13 protein-coding genes are annotated in these 18,477 nt (G+C 71.0%); 11 read left to right on the top strand and 2 right to left on the bottom strand.

Annotated elements, in window-relative coordinates; all coding sequences use genetic code 11:
- Positions 1-82: 82 nt before the first annotated feature.
- The 4 genes from ACFSKW_RS52990 (at position 83) to ACFSKW_RS52975 (ending at position 7,595) form a co-directional block, all read left to right on the top strand.
- Entirely contained in the window at positions 83-838 is a 756-nt protein-coding gene (locus tag ACFSKW_RS52990; protein WP_379583209.1) for a class I SAM-dependent methyltransferase, read from the top strand.
- Positions 839-949: 111 nt separating this feature from the next.
- Positions 950-3,919, top strand: a complete 2,970-nt coding sequence (locus ACFSKW_RS52985) for a hypothetical protein (protein WP_379583207.1) — start codon at positions 950-952, stop codon at positions 3,917-3,919.
- Positions 3,920-3,923: 4 nt separating this feature from the next.
- Complete coding sequence (locus ACFSKW_RS52980; protein WP_379583205.1) at positions 3,924-5,729, top strand: UvrD-helicase domain-containing protein; 1,806 nt, start codon at positions 3,924-3,926, stop codon at positions 5,727-5,729.
- Between the two features lie 51 nt (positions 5,730-5,780).
- Complete coding sequence (locus ACFSKW_RS52975; RefSeq protein ID WP_379583203.1) at positions 5,781-7,595, top strand: sigma factor-like helix-turn-helix DNA-binding protein; 1,815 nt, start codon at positions 5,781-5,783, stop codon at positions 7,593-7,595.
- Positions 7,596-7,657: 62 nt separating this feature from the next.
- Here ACFSKW_RS52975 and ACFSKW_RS52970 read toward each other — a convergent pair whose 3' ends face one another.
- A complete protein-coding gene (locus ACFSKW_RS52970) occupies positions 7,658-8,320 on the bottom strand; it encodes a GntR family transcriptional regulator (RefSeq protein WP_379583201.1) in 663 nt (220 codons plus the stop codon).
- A gap of 99 nt (positions 8,321-8,419) precedes the next feature.
- Here ACFSKW_RS52970 and ACFSKW_RS52965 point away from each other — a divergent pair, with 99 nt between their 5' ends.
- From ACFSKW_RS52965 to ACFSKW_RS52935, 7 genes are all read left to right on the top strand, one after another.
- Positions 8,420-9,169, top strand: a complete 750-nt coding sequence (locus ACFSKW_RS52965; RefSeq protein WP_379583199.1) for a sulfite exporter TauE/SafE family protein — start codon at positions 8,420-8,422, stop codon at positions 9,167-9,169.
- Positions 9,170-9,171: 2 nt separating this feature from the next.
- Positions 9,172-10,584: an amidohydrolase family protein gene (locus ACFSKW_RS52960; protein ID WP_379583197.1), complete on the top strand. Its 1,413-nt coding sequence runs from the start codon at positions 9,172-9,174 to the stop codon at positions 10,582-10,584.
- The gene (locus ACFSKW_RS52955; RefSeq protein WP_379583195.1) at positions 10,581-11,828 is read left to right on the top strand and encodes an MFS transporter; all 1,248 of its coding nucleotides are present in this window, start codon (positions 10,581-10,583) and stop codon (positions 11,826-11,828) included. Before ACFSKW_RS52960 ends, ACFSKW_RS52955 begins: the two co-directional genes overlap by 4 nt.
- Before the next feature lie 2 nt (positions 11,829-11,830).
- On the top strand, positions 11,831-12,553 hold the full coding sequence (locus tag ACFSKW_RS52950) for a fumarylacetoacetate hydrolase family protein (RefSeq protein ID WP_379583193.1): 723 nt from the start codon (positions 11,831-11,833) through the stop codon (positions 12,551-12,553).
- The gene (locus ACFSKW_RS52945) at positions 12,531-13,442 is read left to right on the top strand and encodes a polysaccharide deacetylase family protein (protein ID WP_379583191.1); all 912 of its coding nucleotides are present in this window, start codon (positions 12,531-12,533) and stop codon (positions 13,440-13,442) included. The genes ACFSKW_RS52950 and ACFSKW_RS52945 overlap by 23 nt, the downstream gene beginning before the upstream one ends.
- Positions 13,443-13,521: 79 nt before the next feature.
- The gene (cysS, locus tag ACFSKW_RS52940; RefSeq protein WP_379583189.1) at positions 13,522-14,889 is read left to right on the top strand and encodes a cysteine--tRNA ligase; all 1,368 of its coding nucleotides are present in this window, start codon (positions 13,522-13,524) and stop codon (positions 14,887-14,889) included.
- A 133-nt stretch (positions 14,890-15,022) separates the two neighbouring features.
- Positions 15,023-17,533: a penicillin acylase family protein gene (locus ACFSKW_RS52935; protein WP_379583188.1), complete on the top strand. Its 2,511-nt coding sequence runs from the start codon at positions 15,023-15,025 to the stop codon at positions 17,531-17,533.
- Here the strand turns inward: ACFSKW_RS52935 and ACFSKW_RS52930 are convergent.
- Entirely contained in the window at positions 17,523-18,458 is a 936-nt protein-coding gene (locus ACFSKW_RS52930) for an MBL fold metallo-hydrolase (protein WP_379583186.1), read from the bottom strand. The genes ACFSKW_RS52935 and ACFSKW_RS52930 overlap by 11 nt on opposite strands.
- Positions 18,459-18,477: the final 19 nt, after the last annotated feature.

Genomic DNA, 18,477 nt, shown 5'->3' with positions numbered 1-18,477 from the left:
TATGTCGTAGAGACATTCTGCCCCTACAGTTGTTGTCCCACTACGGGGGAGCTGATCGGTCTTGCGATACGACACACCGAGCATGACACGGTTGACCGCTCGCGCCTATGACAGCAGCTTCGGCTATGTCTCGCCGCAAGGAGCGCCGCTGGTCGACCTGCTCGATCCGCAGCCTGGCGAGCGTGTGCTCGATCTGGGCTGCGGCACGGGCGTGCTCACCGCCGAGATCGCCGCCAGGGGGGCGAGCGTGCTCGGCATCGACGGCTCGTCCGCGATGATCGAAAAGGCTCTGGCCCAGCACCCGGGCATCGACTTCATCGTGGGCGACGGCCACGACTTCAGCGTCGCGCAGGCCTATGACGCCGTCTTCTCCAACGCGGCACTCCACTGGATGAGCCGCGACCCCCGCACCGTCGTCGCCAACGTGCGCGAGGCGCTGCGGCCCGGCGGCCGGTTCGTGGCCGAGATGGGCGGTGCGGGCAACTGCGCGGAACTGACCGCCGCCGTCTCCACCGCATGGCGTGAGTACGGCCTGCGCGAGCCCGAGCTGCCCTGGTATTTCCCCACGCCCGCCGAGCACTCCAGGCTCCTGGAGAAGGAGGGCTTCGTGGTCAGGCTGCTCGAGTACTTCGACCGGCCCACCCCGCTCGACGAGTGCCCGGCGGGAGCCGCCGACTGGGTCCGCATGTTCGCCGGCTCGCTCCTCGAAGGTCTGCCGACCGATATGGTCGAGCCGCTGCTCAGGCGGGTCAACGAACTGGCCGCTCCGGCGCTCCGCAGGGAGAGCGGCTGGATGGCCGACTACGTGCGGCTGCGCTTCGCCGCCGTCAGGCGCTGATACGTACTCCATGATGCACAGGGCTGTTTTGCGCGGCTATGGTCTGTTCCGTGGCGGCAAGAGTATGGCTGCGTCGCGTCAGCGGCGTGAGGGGCTGGTGAACGGAACAGGATGAACTTCTGCCTGAGCGACCTCGTTCCACCCTTGCGGTGGAGCGACGCGGCCGCGATCACGCTGCTCCACGGGCAACCACACCTGCCTGAGGCGTGGTGGCGGAGCCTGCCCATGCCCCGGGTGCTGGCCGGCATCGGACCCGAGTCCCTTGGCGAGCTGCTGACGGAGATCGCGCTCGAGCACTGGCCCGCCGCGGCCATCGGGGACGTGCTGCCCGCGCTGCACGTCCTGGACCCCGACGAGGCCGACGAGCCGCACGTGGCGATCGCCATCGACAGGGCCGGGTCGTGGCCGGGGCTGCTGGCGCTGAGCAGCCGCGAGCTGATGGACCAGCCCTTCGTGAAGGCCCGGCCGGTGCTCAACTCGCTGTTCGCCGCCGTTTTCGTACGGCTGGCACCGGGCGAGGCGGTCGCGTCGCGATCCGAGCCCGCGGAGAAGCCGGCCGGCTCGCGGATCGCCCCCCGGCCGGCCATATCGGATCCGGCCGTATCGGATTCGGTGCCGGCTCCGGCCGTCTCGGATCCCTCGCCGTCTGCCCCGTCCGCTTCGGATTCGGGCGCATCGATTCCGGGCGCGTCGGTTCCGGGCGCATCGGTTCCGGGCACGTCGCTTCCGGGCGCGTCGGACGAGCCGGCCGTCGCCGGGTCGCGAGCCGAGGCACCTTCCGTTCCCGGAGCGCTCTCTCCTGAGGCTCGCGCCGTTCCCGAGGCTCCTCCGCTTCCTTCGCGCAAGCCCCGCTCGACCAAGCAGTCCTACGGGACCCCGTTCGACGCGTTCGGGACCGGAACCGCGACGACCGGCCAGGACGCCGCCTCCCCGGATCCCGCTGCCGAGAGCAGGTCCGAGCCCCCCGCCGGTCGATGGGACGCCTTCCAAGCCTCGACGTCCGCTCAGCCCGTCGAAGGCGGCCAGGAGGCCGCTGTCTGGCCGGAGACCTCCGAGGAAGTGCCGGGCTCTGAGCGCGCGGTCGGAGCCGAGTCTTCCGAGGCCTCGCCTGAAGACCAGGCCGCGCTCAGGTCGGAGCTTCCTGGATCGTCGCTCGCGGCCGAAGCAGCTTTCGGAGCCGAATCCGCCGGGGCATCGCCGGAGGGCGAGGACGTGCTCCGATCGGCCGGATCGTCGCCCGCCGCTGAAGCCGCCTTCACGGCCGAATCCGCGGAGGCGTCGCCCGAAGACGACGACGTGCTCCTGTCCGGGTCTGCCGCGGCTGAGGGCGAGGCTGCGCTTCGGTCCGAGTCGGCGGGGGCCTCCGGCGAAGAGGAGGTCGCTCTCGGGTCCGAGGCCGCCGGGCTGTCGCCTGAAGTGGCCGCCGGGCTGTCGCCTGAAGTGGCCGCCGGGCTGTCGCCTGAAGTGGCCGCCGGGCTGTCGCCTGAAGTGGAGGGTGGGCTCCAGGCGGCGTCTTCCGGGGCGTTCGAGGCCGGGGAGTCCCTGCCCGAGGAGGCGCCGCGCGGCGACCAGCCGTGGCCGGCCGACGTGCAGGAGCCCGAGGCCGGGGCGGTCGACGAGGGAGAGGCCCAGGCTGCCGGGAACGAGGTCGCCAGGGACGAGGTCGCCGAGGACAGGGCCGCCGGGGACGAGGCGGTCCGTGCCGGGGCGCAGGATGTCCTGGATGAGGGCGCCGACGAGGACCGTGAGGCGGCGAGGCACGAAGACGTTCGCGCCGAGGACGACGTCATCGGGGACGCGGATGCGGCTCGCTCGGGGCTGGATGCCGCCGACCCGGTACGCCAGGCCGGTGAACAGGCCCTCGCGGCGGCGGATTCCGTACCGGGCGGTGAGACGCCCGAAGCGCGCGGTGTGCCGGGCGGGGAGGTCGATCTGCATGCGCTGATCGAGTCCTCCTTCGCGGGGCTGGACGACAAGACGTGGGCCGTCGCGCAGAACCGGGTGTTCACCGACACTCCCTCGGCCGTCGAGCAGCTGGCCAAGCTGTTCGCGGTCGCCAAGGAGGAGATCGTCTCCGTCGAGGCCGAGCTGCGGCAGCGCCTGCTGCGGTGGCTGGCCGTCGAGGAGACCGCGCCGTACCGGGCGCATCTGGACGACCTGCGCGCCAGGCTGGGTGTGGACCCGCCGAGGGACTTGCTGATCGGGGCCGCCGACTGGCATGGCAGGGAGATCCGCGCCCTGGACGTGCCCGCCTGGCAGTTCGTGCAGGCGACGTTGGCGGCGCCCGCGCGCGTCCCCGACATGCCGGGCGCGGGGGACGTGCCCGAGCCGAGCCTTCGCGGGCCGGCCGCGGAGCCGTCCGTGCCACCCGCGTCCGCCGCGCCACCAGGGTCGGCCGCGTCGGCCGCCCCTTCCGCGCCTCCGGCGCCGCAGGCGTTCGCGCAGGAGCCGCGGTTCCAGCCGCCGGGGCACGAGCCGCAGGGCGCTCCCGTTCAGGCGCCCGCCCGGTTCGAGGAGTTCGCCGCGCCCGCGCCCGCGCCGTCCGACGGCAACGGCAAGCCGTACCAGGGCTTCAAGGACGTCGCGCTGACCAAACGCTGCTTCCGCCAGCCCGACGGGCGCTGGTGGCTGCGGATCGACGTGACCGCCGAGCAACTGGCGACCGGCGAGTGCGCGCTGCCCAGCGGGTTCGCCGCCTATCTCGGGCTGACCCCCGGCGCGAGCTGGACGGTCAGGAGCGCGGCCGGCGAGCTGTCGATGAGCTGGCACGGCAGGCCGTCCATCAGCCAGATGGGCAGGCTGCTCGCGGACGTCGGCGCGAGGGAGGGCGGGCACCTGTTCATCACGCTCTCCAAGGAGGGCGTGCTGCGGGCCAAGCATCTGCCGGTCGCCACGCCGGGCGCGAGCAAGATCTCCAAGGCGCTGCGCCTGGCGGACTACACGGGCCTGAGCAGCGCCATCGAGCACGCCGCCAGAATCATCGCCATAAGGATTGGCATGTCGGGCAACGTCAGTCTGGACGACTTGAAGACCAGGCTCCGCGAACGCGGGGACCGCGACCTGCTCGACCTGCTGGACTGAGCCCGTGGCGCGGCTCGCGATCGCCCCCGGCTTCTCGAGGGAGCTCAGCGCTCTGGCTCTGCCGGAGCGCGAGCAGGTCATGGCCGCGCTGCACGGGTTCCTGCTGGGCGTCCCCGCCCCCGAGGGGGTGGGGACGGTACGGATGGCCGACGGGCTCATGGGAGTCGTGGTACGGCAGGGCGAGGTCTCGTGGCTGCTCACCCTGCTGCCCGACGACGAGGCGGAGGCGTACGCGGGGCGGCACGCGTTCAGCGTCAATCCGCTGATCGGCGTGATCGAGCAGTGGGACGCCGAGGCGCTGGGCAGGGTCGAGCACGCGCTGCGCCGCTCGGCCGGCGAGTCCCGGCTGCTCGCCCAGGTCGACGACGCCGAACTGCTGAGCCTGGGCATCGATCTCGCGCTGCTGCCGCTGATCAGGCTGATCACCAACGAGGCCGACGTGGACGCGCTCGAGCCGCTGCTGCCGCCCACGCAGCACCTGCCGCTGGCGGTCATGGCGAGGGGCGGTTCGCTGCCGGAGGCGTGGAAGGCGCTCGACTCCCGCCGCACCTCCTGGGACTCCCCCGCACCGATCGACACCTCCGACCTGCTCGGCGCGCTGGTGCGTAGCCCTGACCTGGCGGTGTTCGCCTCCAGGGTCGAGGAGCTCGACAGGATCGTGACCGCGCCCGACTGGTGCGTGTTCCTGCACCCGCCGCAGCACCGGCTGGCCCGCGCCGGCCACTACGACCATCCCGTGCTCGTCACCGGCGGCGCGGGCACCGGCAAGACGCTCATCGCCCTGCACAGGGCGGCGCACCTGGCCGAGCACGGCAACGGCCCCGTGCTGCTGGTGACGTTCACGCAGGGGCTCGCCGCCGATCTGTCGGGGCGCCTCGACACGCTGATCGAGGACGAGTCGATCCGCAAGCGCATCGACGTGGACAACGTCGACAGGCTGGCGATCAGGATCGTGGCCGACGTCGAGGGGCGGCAGCCCGTGCTCGTCGGGCCTGGAGCGCGGTCGCTGGCCGAGTTGACGGAGGAGGCGCTGCGGTTGCTCACCAGGGCGGCGGGCGATCTGCTCGACGACGTGCTGAGCTTCGGCGAGCCAGGGCGCAAGCCGTACAGGCACGTCGTGGTGGACGAGGCGCAGGACGTCAGCCCCGCCCAGTGGCGGCTGCTGCGCGCGGCGGTGCCGCGCGCGCCCGACGACCTGTTCGTGGTCGGCGACCCGCACCAGCGCATCACCGACCATCGCATCGCGCTGGAGTCGGTCGGCATCCACGCGGTGCAGCACGAGCTGGCGATCTCGTACCGGCTGCCGCACGAGGTGCTCTCCTTCGGGGTACGGCTGCGCGGCGGCGGTCCCGCGCTGGGGCTGGTCAAGAACGTTCAGGAGCTGCACGGCTTCAGGAGCACCCACCACGGCGAACGGCCGACGATCAGGGCCTACGACACGCCGGAGAACGAGCTGGCCGGGCTCGTCACCACGATCGGATCATGGCTGGACGACGGCGTGCCCGCCGCGGAGATCGCGGTGGCCGCGCGCACCACCCGCCTCGTCAAGGCCGCCAAGGAGGCGCTGACGGCCGCGGGTCACGACGTCAGGGTGACGACGCTGCACGGGTTGAAGGGCCTGGAGTTCGAGCGGGTCGCGCTGATCGGGATCGCCGAGGGCGTGGTGCCGGAGCCGCTACCGAACGACCCCGCCAGCAGGGCGCGCGTGCTCCAGCGTGAGCGCGGATTGCTCTACGTCGCCTGTACGCGGGCGAGGTCCATGCTCTACGTTTCCCATGCGGGAAGAGGGAGCCCTTTTTTGTCGTCCTAATCACATAGTCTCTGAACTGCGGATATCTTTCCCTTTGCCGGTTGGACCCCAATGAATCTCAGCCTGAGTGACCTCGCGCCACCCCTGCGCTGGACCTCTCCCGTCCAGATCGCACCGCTCGCGGATGATCCTCAGCTGCCCGAAGCATGGTGGCAGTCGATCCCGCTGGACCGGGCGTGCGCCGTCATCGGCGCGCAGGCCGTCGCGGGCCGTCTCGCCGATGTGGCCGTGTCCTTCTGGGGGCATCTGCAGGTAGGCGATATCCTGCCGCTGCTGAGGTTCTCCGACCCCGCCGAGAGCGAGCTCACGCCCGAGGGGCTCGGCCGTGACGTGGTCCACAAGCTGTTCGCCGGCGTCTTCGAACGGCTGCTCGAACCCGTCGCCGAGGTCAGACCGGTCGCGCTGCCCCAGCTTGTGGACGAGCTGTTCGTGTCGGTCGACGAGCGGCAGCGCACGATCGCCCGCGACCGCGTCTACGCCGAGCACCGGGCCACGCTCGACGACCTCGCGCAGCGCTTCTCCGTGACCCGCGAGCGGATCAGGCAGATCGAGCGCGACCTGCGCGACCACGTGGAGGCATGGCTGGCCTCCCCTAACGCGGGGCCGCTGCTCGCGCACGTCACGTGGTTGCGAGGGCGGCTCGGCGCCGCCGTACCGGCCGATGACCTGGCGGACGCGGCGCCGTGGCACCGCACGGAGCTGATCACGCTCGGCATCCCGGTGTGGCGGTTCGTCAGGACGCTGCTGACCGGCTACGAGCAGGTCGACGGCTGGCTGATCGCGGGCGGAGTGGACGAGCTGCGTGAGAAGACCAGGCAGCTGTTCACCGAGGGACCCAGGGTCATGGCCGAGGCGGTCGCCATGACGGCGCAGCTCGGCATCCGCGAGGACGTCGCCGAGCGGTGGCTGGCCTCGGTGCCCCAGCTGCGGGTCTTCGACGGGCACGTCATGCTCTGGCCGCGCAGCGTGAACGAGAAGGCGGAGGCGGTGCTGGCCGTCTCGGGGCAGGCGCTCACGCCCGAGGAGATCCAGGAGCGGATCGGCGAGGACTACAGCCTCGTCGGCATCCGCAACCAGCTCACGGCCGACGCGCGTTTCCACAGGGTCGACCGCAACAAGTACGGCCTGGCGCGGTGGGGCGGCGAGGAGTACCTGGGGATCAGGGAGATGATCGCCAGGGAGATCGAGCGGGCGGGGGGCGAGGCCTCGGTCAACACCATCGTGGCCAACCTGACGTCCAGGTACGACGTGAGCGAGAGCTCTGTGCGCGCCTACTCGGGCGGTCCCGGGTTCGAGCGGTCGCAGCGCGGCTGGATCAGGGTCGCCGCGCCCGACCAGCCGGGCTACCAGCCGCGTAAGGACGTCTCCGAGACGCGACGGTGCTTCAGGTCACGCGACGGGCGCTGGTGGCACAGGGTGGACGTCAACGCCGAGCACCTTCGCGGGTCGGGGTCGCCGCTGCCGACGGGGTTCGCCGCGCATCTGGGGATGGCTCCCGGTGGCGCGCTGACCGCGTCCGCGCCTTCGGGTGACGTGGTGATCTCGTGGCACAACCAGCCGACGATGGGGTCCATCAGGAACGTGCTGGCGGAGTTCAACGCTTCCGAGGGTGACCACGTGTTCCTGACGGTCTCGGACGGCGGGGAGCTGTTGACGCGGTTCCTGCCCGCGGCCCAGCCGGCGCTGCGGCCGTTGAACAGGGCGTTGCACCTGATCGGGTACACGGCTCCGGTGGACTCCGACGCCGAGGGGCTGCGGTTGATCGGGGCCAGGGTGGGGCTGCCGGAGACGGCGACCCGCGAGGAGGTCCTGGCGCGGCTGCGCGAGCGCGGCGACCGGGACATCCTGGCCTTCCTGGGCGAGTAGCCGCTCACCCTGTGGCCCCGGGGCCGCACCGGTCCACCCGGGCCGGTCCACCCGGGCCGGCTTCAGGTGGCCGGCTTGTAGGCGCGGCCGGCCGCCTCGATGTGCGCCTTGGCGGCCTGCCTGGCGGTCTCGGGCTGGCCGGCGCGGATGCCGGCCACGATGGCCCTGTGCTGCTCGGTGATCGCGCCGGCCCAGTGCGGATCGTCGAGGTTCGCCACGGTGGTGACCGCGATCCTGTCCCACACCCGGTGCAGGGCGTCCTCGAGGAACGGGTTGCCCGCCGCCGCCCCGATGGCGCGGTGCAGGGCCAGGTTCGCCCGTGCGGACGCGCGGGCGTCCCGTGCCTCCACGGCGGCCTCGACCTGGTCCACGGCGCTGTCCAGCGCGTCGACCTCGGCCGGGGCGAGCTGGCCCCTCGCCTGCCTGGTGGCGGCCAGCTCCGCGGCCAGCGCTTCGAGGTCGGCGCGCAGCACGAACAGGTGCTGGGCCTCGCTCGGGCTCAACGCCGCGACGGCGACCCCTCGGGCCGCGGGAATGACGAGCCCTTCGGCCAGCAGGCGGCCGAGCGCCTCACGCACCGGCGTCCTGCTGACTCCCAGGTCCGTGGCCAGAGCCGTTTCGGTGAGCCGCTGGCCTGGCGCGTACTCGCCGTCTGAGAACCGGTGGCGCAGGGCCACGTACACCGCGTGGGCACTGCCGGGCTGAGAGTCGTAAGAGGCCGCCATAGCGATCAGTATACGTTGCATACAAACCGTCGCCACGCCCATTGACATGCATTGCATGCAATGCATACTTTGGCTACGTCTCCAGGAAGGGAGGGAAGCGTGCTGGACATCGTGCAGGTGACCGTCCTGGCCACGGCAGGATTCCTGGCCGGCGCCGTGAACGGCATCGCAGGCGGCGGATCGCTGATCTCCTTCCCTGCGCTTCTGGCCATGGGCTACTCACCCGTGGCGGCCAACGTCACGAGCGCGCTGGCCACCCTGCCCGGCTACCTGGGCGGGCTCGTCGGCTACCGCGACGAGCTGCCCGCGGTGAGGCCGCCGGCCAGGCGGCTCGCCCCGGTGAGCGTCGCAGGCGCGGCGTGCGGATCGCTGATCCTGCTCAGCGCGCCCGCGGAGCAGTTCACGTCCGTCGTCCCCTACCTGGTCCTGGCCTCGGTCGTCACTCTGGCCGCCCAGGACGTGGTGGCGCGGCGGCTCGACCGTACGCGGGGGGCGGCCGGCGGGCGAGGGCTCCTGGCCGGCCAGTTCGTGGTCTCCGTGTACGGCGGCTACTTCGCCGCGGGGCTCGGGGTCATGATGCTGGCCGTCCTGGGCACGTTCATGAGCGAGAACCTGCACCGGCTCAACGCGCTCAAGAGCGCCCTGTCGTTGGTCGTCGGTCTCGTCTCCGCGCTCTGCTTCAGCGCGTTCGGCCCGGTGGAGTGGATCCCCGTCGCCGTCATGTCGCTGGCCGGGCTCGCCGGCGGGAGGAGCGGGGTGGTGCTCGCCCGGCGCGTGCCGCCCCGCCACCTGCGCAGGCTCATCGTCGGATTCGGCCTCGTGCTGTCCATCGCACTCTTCTTGAGGTAACCATGCGCCAACGACACGACCTGCTCATCGCAGGCACCCATGTGGTCTCGATGGATCCCGCCGTCGGCGACGTTCCACAGGCCGACGTCCTCGTCCGCGACGGCGAGATCATCGAGGTCGGCCCGCACGCGGGTGAGCGTGCGCCCGACGACGTCCAGGTCATCGAGGCCGCCGGGACGATCACGCTGCCCGGCTTCGTGGACACCCACTGGCACCTGTGGAACTCGCTCCTGCGCGGCACGGTCGGCGACCGGCCGGGAACCGACTACTTCACCGTCAAGCGCGCGCTCGCCTCGCACTTCGAGCTGGACGACTTCTACTGGGCGGCCCGTCTCGGGCTGGCCGAGGCCGTCAACGGCGGCATCACCACCGTGCACAACTTCGACCACAACGTCCGCGGGCCCCGGGACGCCGACGCCAACATCCAGGCGCACCTGGACTCCGGCCTGCGGGGACGCTTCTCCTATGGTCCCCCCGACTCGGCGCCGTCCGACCGCACCAACGACCTGGACGATCTCGCGAGGCTGAGGGAACGCTGGAGCGACGACCACCTCGACGGGCGGCTGGACTTCGGCGTCGCCCTGCGCGGGCCGTACCGGACCCCTCCCGAGGTGTACGAGCGCGAATGGGCGACGGCGCGCTCGCTGGGCCTGCCGATCACCATGCACTGCGATCGCTGCCTGCGGGAGGAGAACTGCAGGAGCTGCGGGCTCGTCCGGCTCGAACGGCTCGGCCTGCTGGGCGAGGACGTGCAGGTCATCCACGCGGTGCACGCCGACGACCACGACATCGAGGCGCTGGCCCGCACGCGGACCCGGGTGTCGCTGAGCCCGCTCACCGAGATGAGGACGATGGGCTTCCCGCTGCTCACGGAGCTGCTCGAAGCCGGGGTCCAGGTGTCACTCTCCCTGGACACCCTGGCCATGCCCACCAGCGCGGACATCCTCGGGCACCTGCGCGCGATCATCTCGGTGGAGGCCGCGCGCACCGGCTCCCCCGTGATCACTCCGCGCAGGCTGCTCCGGCTGGCGACGATCGACGGCGCCAAGGACCTCGGACTCCACGACACCATCGGGTCGATCACCCCGGGCAAGCGAGCCGACCTCGTGATCCTCCGCTCGTCGGACGTCAACCTGGTCCCCTCGGGAGATCCGGTCGAGGCGCTGGTCTACACGGGCCAGATCGACAACATCGACACCGTCATCGCCGACGGCCGCGTTCTCAAGCGCCACGGACGGCTCGTCCCGGCCGACGACGAGATCGACCCCGTCGTCATGGCCGCGGCCCGGCGCGACGCGCTGCTGCGCAGGGCCGCCGCGGCCGGCGACTGGCACTGGCCCGCCACCCCCACCATCGACCCGTTCCACCCCGGCCCGGGTTCGTCCACGCCCGCAGACGAAGGGAGTCTGCAATGAACGCCGCCTCCATCCCCCTCTCACCCCCGTCGAGGCAAACCCTGGCGCCCGGCGTCGCGGTCGCGATGTTCGGCCTGCTACTGCTGGCCTACACCGTCAACGCCATGGACCGCATGGTCTTTCCCATCCTGCTCGTCGAGGTCCGCGCCGAGTACGGCTTCAGCCTCGAGGCCGCGGGACTGCAGGCCACCGTGTTCGCCCTCGGCATGGGCCTGGCGGGGTTGCCCGCCGGGTACCTGCAACGCAAGCTCGGACGCAAGCAGACGATCGTCGTCGGCACCGTCGTGTTCTCCATCGCGACCGCCATGACCGCGGCCTCCGCCGGATTCGCCGACATGCTGCTGTGGCGCGTGCTGTCCGGGGTCGGCGAGGCGCTCCAGCTCGCGATGATCATCGCGGTGGCGTCGAGCGCGTTCCCCGCCCGCCGCGGAGTGGCGATCGGCAGCGTCAACATGGCCTTCGCCGCGGGGTCGGTCATCGGCCCCGCGCTGGGCAGCGGCCTGCTGGAACACTTCGGCACCTGGCGGGCGCCGATGCTGGCCTACGGCGCGATCGGCATCGCGCTGGCGCTGGCCATCCTGGTGCTGGTGTCGCCACGGCTCACCGAGGCGGACCAGGTGGCCGGTGTGGCTCGGCACGTCGGCGGCGCCCGGACCCTCCTGTCCCGCAACCCTCTCGTGCTCGCCGTCATCATCGCGCTCTTCGGCCTCGCCGACTTCGCCTTCATCGGCCTGTTCGCCAGCTACCTGCGCGGACAGCTCGGCTACACCCCCGGCGGGGCCGGGTTCGTCATCGGGCTGTCCGGGCTGGCGGCGTTCGCCTCCCCGCTCGGCGGCCACCTGGCCGACCGGTTGAGCCCCAGGATCGTGCTTCCGGTGCTCAACGCCGGGGTGGCCGCGTGCGGATGCGCGCTCTTCCTCGGGCCCGCCTCGACGGCCTGGCAGGCGACCTTCTCGTTCCTGTTCGGGCTCTTCGCGAGCAGCGGCGTGTACGTGGTCGCGGCCAGCTATCTCGTCAAGTCCGTCGACGGCGAGCTGGTCGGCCGCGCGGCAGGCCTGTTCGTCACGTGCGTCTACGTCGCCGCCGGCGTGGCAGGCCTCCTCTTCAGCAGCCTGATCTCGGCCACCGGCTGGGTCACCGCGGGCATGGTGCAGATCGTCGGCCTCTCGGTCGTCGGCGGCCTCCTCGCCCTCGCTCTTCGCCCGCAAGGGTTCAGCACGACCACCTCATCCCAGGAACTCTGATCATGACCGAATCCATGCTCTGGCCGCTCGCCCCCACCACCGTTCCCGTCAGCGGAAGACCGGAGGCCTTTCCCGTCCGCCGCGTCTACTGCGTCGGGCGCAACTACCTGGACCACATCCGCGAGATGCGGGAGGGCGACGAGCGCGACGACCCGTTCTTCTTCCAGAAGCCCGCCGACGCCGTCGTCCCCGACGGCGCCTCGGTCCCCTACCCGCCCCAGACCGGCGATCTGCAGTTCGAGGGCGAGCTGGTCGTCGCCATCGGCACGGCCGGATCCTGGATCAGCGTGGAAGAGGCGTCCGCGCACGTCTTCGGGTTCGCCGCCGGCATCGACCTGACGCGGCGGGACCGGCAGCGTGACTGCCGTGACCTGGCACAACCTTGGGAGGCCGGCAAGTCCTTCGACCACTCGGCGCCCTGCGGCACGATCCTCCCCGTCGAGGAGGCCGGCTCCACCCTGTCGGGGGAGCTGCGGCTGAGCGTCAACGGCCGGCAGCGGCAGCACACGAGCCTGAAGCTGATGATCTGGGACGTCCCGGAGGTCATCAGCCACCTGTCGCGGTCCTACCGGCTGATGCCCGGCGACCTGATCTACACCGGGACGCCGGCCGGTGTCGCCCCCGTGGTGCCCGGCGACCGCATTCACGTCGAGATCACCGGCCTGCCCGCCCTGACCGTGACCATCAGCGAAGGAGAGACCCATGCGTCCCAGCGAACGGCTTGACTACGACCCCATCGAAGGCCGCCCCGCCCTCCGGCTGCCTGACGGCAAGCGCATGGTGGTCTGGGTCATCGTCAACGTGGAGACGTGGTCCGACACCGACCCCATGCCGAGAACCGTCCTCACCCCTCCTGCGGGCGGCATCCCCGCTCCCGACATCCCCAACTGGGCCTGGCACGAGTACGGCAACCGCGTCGGCTTCTGGCGCATGCTCGCGGCACTGGACCGCCAGGGGGTGACGGCCTCGCTGGCGATCAACGGCCAGGCCGTCGAGCACTATCCGCAGATCGCCGGAGCGGCGCGAGAGCGTGGCTGGGAGTTCATCGGCCACGGGTTCACGCAGAAGAACATGCAGAAGGTCGAGGACGAGCGCGCGGACATCCGGGCCACCACGCGGGCGATCGAGGCCGCGACCGGGGCCCGTCCCCGCGGCTGGCTGGGGCCTGGGCTGACCGAGACCTGGGAGACGCCCGACATCCTCGTCGAAGAGGGATACGAGTACGTGTGCGACTGGGTCCTGGACGACCAGCCGGTCGAACTGGCCACCCGCACCTCGCCCATCGTGAACATCCCCTACACCCAGGAGTGCAACGACGTCGCCATGATGCTGATCCAGCATCATCCGGCCAGGGAGTACTTCCAGCGGGCGGTCGACCAGTTCGACCAGCTCTACAAGGACTCCGCCGACTCGGCCAGGGTGATGGCGCTGGTCGTGCACCCCTACATCATGGGCGCCCCGCATCGCCTGACGTACTTCGAGCAGGCGCTCCAGCACATCCGCGCCCACCACGACGTCGAGTTCCAGACCGGTGAGCGGATTCTCGACTGGTACCTGCGGGCGCGTCCCGCGCCGTGGCCCGCCTCCGAGCAGGGCTCCCTCGTCGCGGGCTAGCCGACCTTCCTGCGCCTGAAGCCCCGGTCCCCGCGGCCGGGGCTTCAGGCGCACGAGGGGACCGGACTAGGCTCGTTTCATGTTGCGGATCTACGACACGCGCACCAGGCGGCTGGAGGACATCGCTCCGACCAGGGCCCTCAGGATGTACACCTGCGGTCCGACCGTCTACCGGTCCGCGCACGTCGGGAACCTGCGTTCCTACCTCCTGTCCGACCTCGTCCGCAGGGTGATGGAACGCCAGCGGGTCCGCATGCTCGTCTGCCAGAACATCACCGATGTCGGCCACCTCGTCGACGACGCCGAGATCGGCGAGGACAAGATAGTCCTGCAGGCCCGGGCCGAGGGACGCTCCACCCTTGACATCGCCCGCTCCTACGAGGACGCCTTCCGCCGCGACACCGCCGCCCTCAACCTGCGCCCGCCCGAGCACACCCCGCGCGCCACCGAGTCCATTGACCTCATGATCGAGCTGATCGCCAAGCTCATGGAGAAGGGCCACGCCTACGCCGTACCGGACGGGTCGGTGTTCTTCGCCGCCGAGACCTTCCCTCCGTACGGGGAGATTTCGGGAAACCGGCTTGACGCGCTCAAGCCCGGACACCGGGTGGAGGGCGTCGACCACCGCAAGCGGTTCCACGCCGACTGGGCCCTGTGGAAGCACTCCCACCGCGAGCTGGCCTGGGACACCCCCTGGGGCGGGCGCGGCTTCCCCGGCTGGCACGTCGAGTGCTCGGCCATGTCCCTGCGCTACCTCGGCGACCACATCGACATCCACACCGGCGGCATCGACCTGCGCTTCCCCCACCACGAGAACGAGCGCGCCCAGTCCGACACCGCCGCGGGACACGAGGTGGTGCGCCGGTGGGTGCACGGCGAGCACCTGCTGTTCGACGGGCGCAAGATGGCCAAGTCGACGGGCAACGTGGTGCTGCTGCAGGACGTGGCCGCCGAGGGACTCGATCCGCTGGCGGTACGGCTGGCGTTCATGGAGCACCGCTACCGCCACCAGATGAACCTCACGTGGGACACCCTGCGCGCGGCCGACCGCACGCTGCGGCGGTGGCGGGCCAGGGTCGCGGAGTGGGCCGAGTCGCCCAGCGCGCCCATGGCCGAGCAGTGGGTACGGCGCGCGGAGGCCGCCTTCGACGACGATCTCGACACACCGTCGGCCCTGCGGGCGCTGCGGGAGCTGGAGAGGGACGAGTCGGTGGCGCCCGGCTCGAAGTTCGAGTCGTTCCTGCACCTGGACCAGGTGCTCGGGCTGGACCTGTCGACGGAGATCGGGAAGGCGCGGGTGCTGCCTCCCGGCGCGGCCGAGCTGCTCGAGCAGCGGGCGCGGGCCAGGCAGGCGCGGGACTGGGACGCGGCCGACCGGCTGCGTGGCGAGCTGGCCGAACTCGGCGTGAAGGTGGCCGACACCCCCGACGGCCAGACCTGGGCCTGACCCTGCCTCTCCCGGCTTCCGCCCCCTCCTCCATCTCATGATCGCGATCTGTCCGTCACGCGACGTGATCTGAGTCGTCGCGCCGTGAAAGGGCTGCGACACTTGGTGCGAAGCAGGCCAGAGGGAGGTCTTCGTGAGGTTCAGGCCCTATGCGTGGTTGCCATGGCCGCTGCGTTGGCTCGCGAGGGCACTGAGCGTGCTCCTGGCGCTCGCCCTGGTCCTCGCGGCCGTGGGCGTGTGGATCGCGCGGCAGTCGTTTCCGCAGGTCGATGGCACGATCAAGCTGTCTGGCCTGACCGGCAAGGTGGAGGTGTACCGCGACGCGTGGGGCATCCCGCAGATCTACGCCGACACCTCCGAGGACCTGTTCATGGCCCAGGGCTACGTCCACGCCCAGGACCGCTTCTGGGAGATGGACTTCCGCCGCCACGTCACGGCGGGGCGCCTGTCGGAGCTGTTCGGAAAGGCGACGCTGACCGAGGACAAGGTCATCCGCACCATGGGCTGGCGGGAGGTGGCCGAGCAGGAGCTGGCGAATCTCACCGACCGCACCAAGCGCTACCTCGACGCGTACGCCAAGGGCGTCAACGCCTACCTCAAGGAGCATCCGAACGCCTCGGACCGCAGCCTCGAGTACTCCGTCCTGAAGCTGCAGAACTCCGGCTACACCCCGGAGCCGTGGACCCCGCTCGACTCGGTGTCATGGCTGAAGGCGATGGCGTGGGACCTGCGTTCCAACCTCGACGACGAGATCGACCGCGCGCTCGCCGCCACCAGGCTGCCGAGGGAGCGGGTCAACCAGCTCTTCCCCGGCTACCCGTTCGACAGGAACCCGGCGATCGTGACACAGGGCACCATCGCGGAGGGGCGGTTCGACCAGCGGAGCGAGCCGCGGCTGGGCGAGGGCTCGGCGGTGCTCACCGGCGCGGCCGAGGCGCTGAGCCGGGTGCCCGACCTGATGGGGACCGAGGAGCATGACGGGATCGGGTCGAACTCGTGGGTGGTCTCGGGCGAGCACACGACGTCGGGCAAGCCGCTGCTCGCCAACGATCCGCACCTGTCCGCGCAGATGCCCTCGGTTTGGTACCAGGCCGGGCTGCATTGCCGTACAAAATCGGAAAAATGCGCGTATGACGTGACTGGGTTTACGTTCTCCGGCGTGCCCGGCGTCATCATCGGACACAACGACAAGATCGCATGGGGGTTCACCAACCTGGGCCCCGACGTCGCCGACCTCTTCATGGAAAAGGTCAAGGACGACACCTACCTCTACAGGGACCAGTGGCTCCCGCTGGAGACCAAGGACGTGCAGATCAAGGTCGCCGGTGGCGAACCCGTGACGATCAAGGTGCGCAGGACCAGGCACGGGCCGCTCATGAACGAGGTGATGGGCAGCGTCAAGCCGTCGGGCGAAGCCAACGCCGTCGCTTTACAGTGGACCGCGCTCACCCCCGGCACCGCCGCCGAGGCCATCTTCGATCTGAACGAGGCGGGCGACTGGCACGAGTTCCGCGCCGCCGCCTCGCTGTTCGACGTGCCCGCGCAGAACCTGGTGTACGCCGACACCGAGGGCACCATCGGCTACCAGGCGCCAGGGCGCATCCCGGTGCGCGCCAGAGGCGACGGCACCTGGCCCGTCCCCGGCTGGACCGGTGAGTACGAGTGGAAGGGCGCCATTCCCTACGACCGGCTGCCCAGCGTCTCCGATCCCGCCGACGGCTTCGTGGTCACCGCCAACAACGCGGTCATCAACCCGGACCGCTACCAGCCGCTCCTCACCAGGGACTGGTCGTACGGCTACCGCGCCAAGCGCATCGCCGACCGCGTCGAGCAGGCGACCAAGGCCGGCAAGATCGACGCCGACGCCATGAGCCGCATCCAGATGGACTCCCACAACGGCCTCGCCGAGGTCCTCGTCCCCGAACTGCTGAAGGTCGGACTCGCGGGACCCAGCGCCGACGCCCAGGCGCTGCTGCGCGGCTGGGACGGCTCGCAGGGCCTCGACTCGGCCCCCGCCGCCTACTTCAACGCGGTCTGGCGGCACCTGCTCATCGCCACCTTCAACGACGAGCTGCCGGAGGCGGCCAGGCCCACGGGCGGCGACCGGTGGTACGAGGTCGTGCGGAACCTGCTGGAGCGTCCCGACGACCCGTTCTGGGACGACGTGACGACCAGGAACCTCACCGAGACCCGCGACGACATCCTGCGCGCCGCGATGGCCGACGCCCACCACGAGCTGGCCACACTGCTCGGCCCTGACGTCAAGGCGTGGCGGTGGGGCGACCTGCACGCGCTCACGCTGACCAACCAGACCTTCGGCACGTCGGGCATCGGCCCGATCGAGTCGCTGTTCAACCGCGGCCCGTTCGGCTCGCCGGGCAACAAGGACGCGGTCAACGCCACGGGCTGGAACATCCAGAACGACTACGCCATCACCGCCGTCCCCTCGATGCGCATGGTCGTCGACCTGGCCGACATGGACAAGTCCCGCTGGATCAACCTGACCGGCGCCTCAGGCCACGCCTTCCACGACACCTACTGGGACCAGGCGCCGCTGTGGGCCGACGGGCGGACCACGCCCATGAACTCCACGCTCGACTCGATCAGGAAGGCCGCGAAGCACACGCTGACGCTCACGCCGTGAGGACGCGCGACTCCCCCACCGCCAGGTCCCAGAGGTCGGCGCGGGGCAGGCCGCGCGCCTCCCACGCCGCGCGGGCCAGCCGTACGGGCTCCAGGAGGGGTTCGCCGGACAGCACGAACGTCCCCCAGTGCATGGTCGCCATCCGCCGCGCGCCCACGTCGAGACACGCCTGTACGGCCTCCGGCGGGTTGACGTGGTTGCCCTTGGTGAACCATCGCGGCTCGTACGCGCCGACGGGCATCAGCGCCAGGTCCAGAAAGGGGAAGCGCTCGCCGATCTCGGCCAGGCGCGGGCCGTACGCGGTGTCACCGGCGAAGTAGATCGACTTGTCGATCACCCAGCCGCCCCACAGCGACTTGCAGGTGTCCCAGAGCGTGCGCCGGCTCCAGTGATGGGCGGGGACGAAGTCGAAGCTCACCTCGCCCAGCGTGGCGCTCTCCCACCAGTCGAGCTCGGTGACGTCGCGAAATCCCCGTCTGGTGAACCAGCGGCCGAGGTTGGCGGGCACGAACATCGGCGTGCTCCTCGGCAGCCGCCTGATCGTGGGGGCGTCGAGGTGGTCGTAGTGGTTGTGGCTGATCACCACGGCGTCGATCCTGGGCAGGTCGCTCCACGCGACACCGGGTGGGGTGAGGCGCTGCCGTACCCCGGGGATCTTGCGGGACCACACGGGGTCGGTGAGGATCGTCAGGCCGTTGACCCGCAGCAGGAAGGTGGCGTGACCCACCCAGGTGACCACCGTGCCCGTGGCCTGCGGTGTCCCGCCCCTGAGCACCGGGATCTGGTCGATGTCGCCGATGTTCGCCCGTAGCCCGCCGTGCCAGGTGACGCTGAGCAGCTCGCGGAAGGCCGGGAGCGGTGCGGTCAGACGGTCGGCGAAGGTGGCGGGCCGGACGGGGGCTGTCCGCTGGGTGGTCTGTGACATGGGCGCTCCCCTGGGTGAC

It is taken from the genome of Nonomuraea mangrovi, from assembly GCF_042681425.1.
Taxonomy (GTDB): Bacteria; Actinomycetota; Actinomycetes; order Streptosporangiales; family Streptosporangiaceae; genus Nonomuraea; species Nonomuraea mangrovi.
Note: the sequence above shows the minus strand (reverse complement) of the source record. Positions and strands in the feature narration are given on the sequence as shown.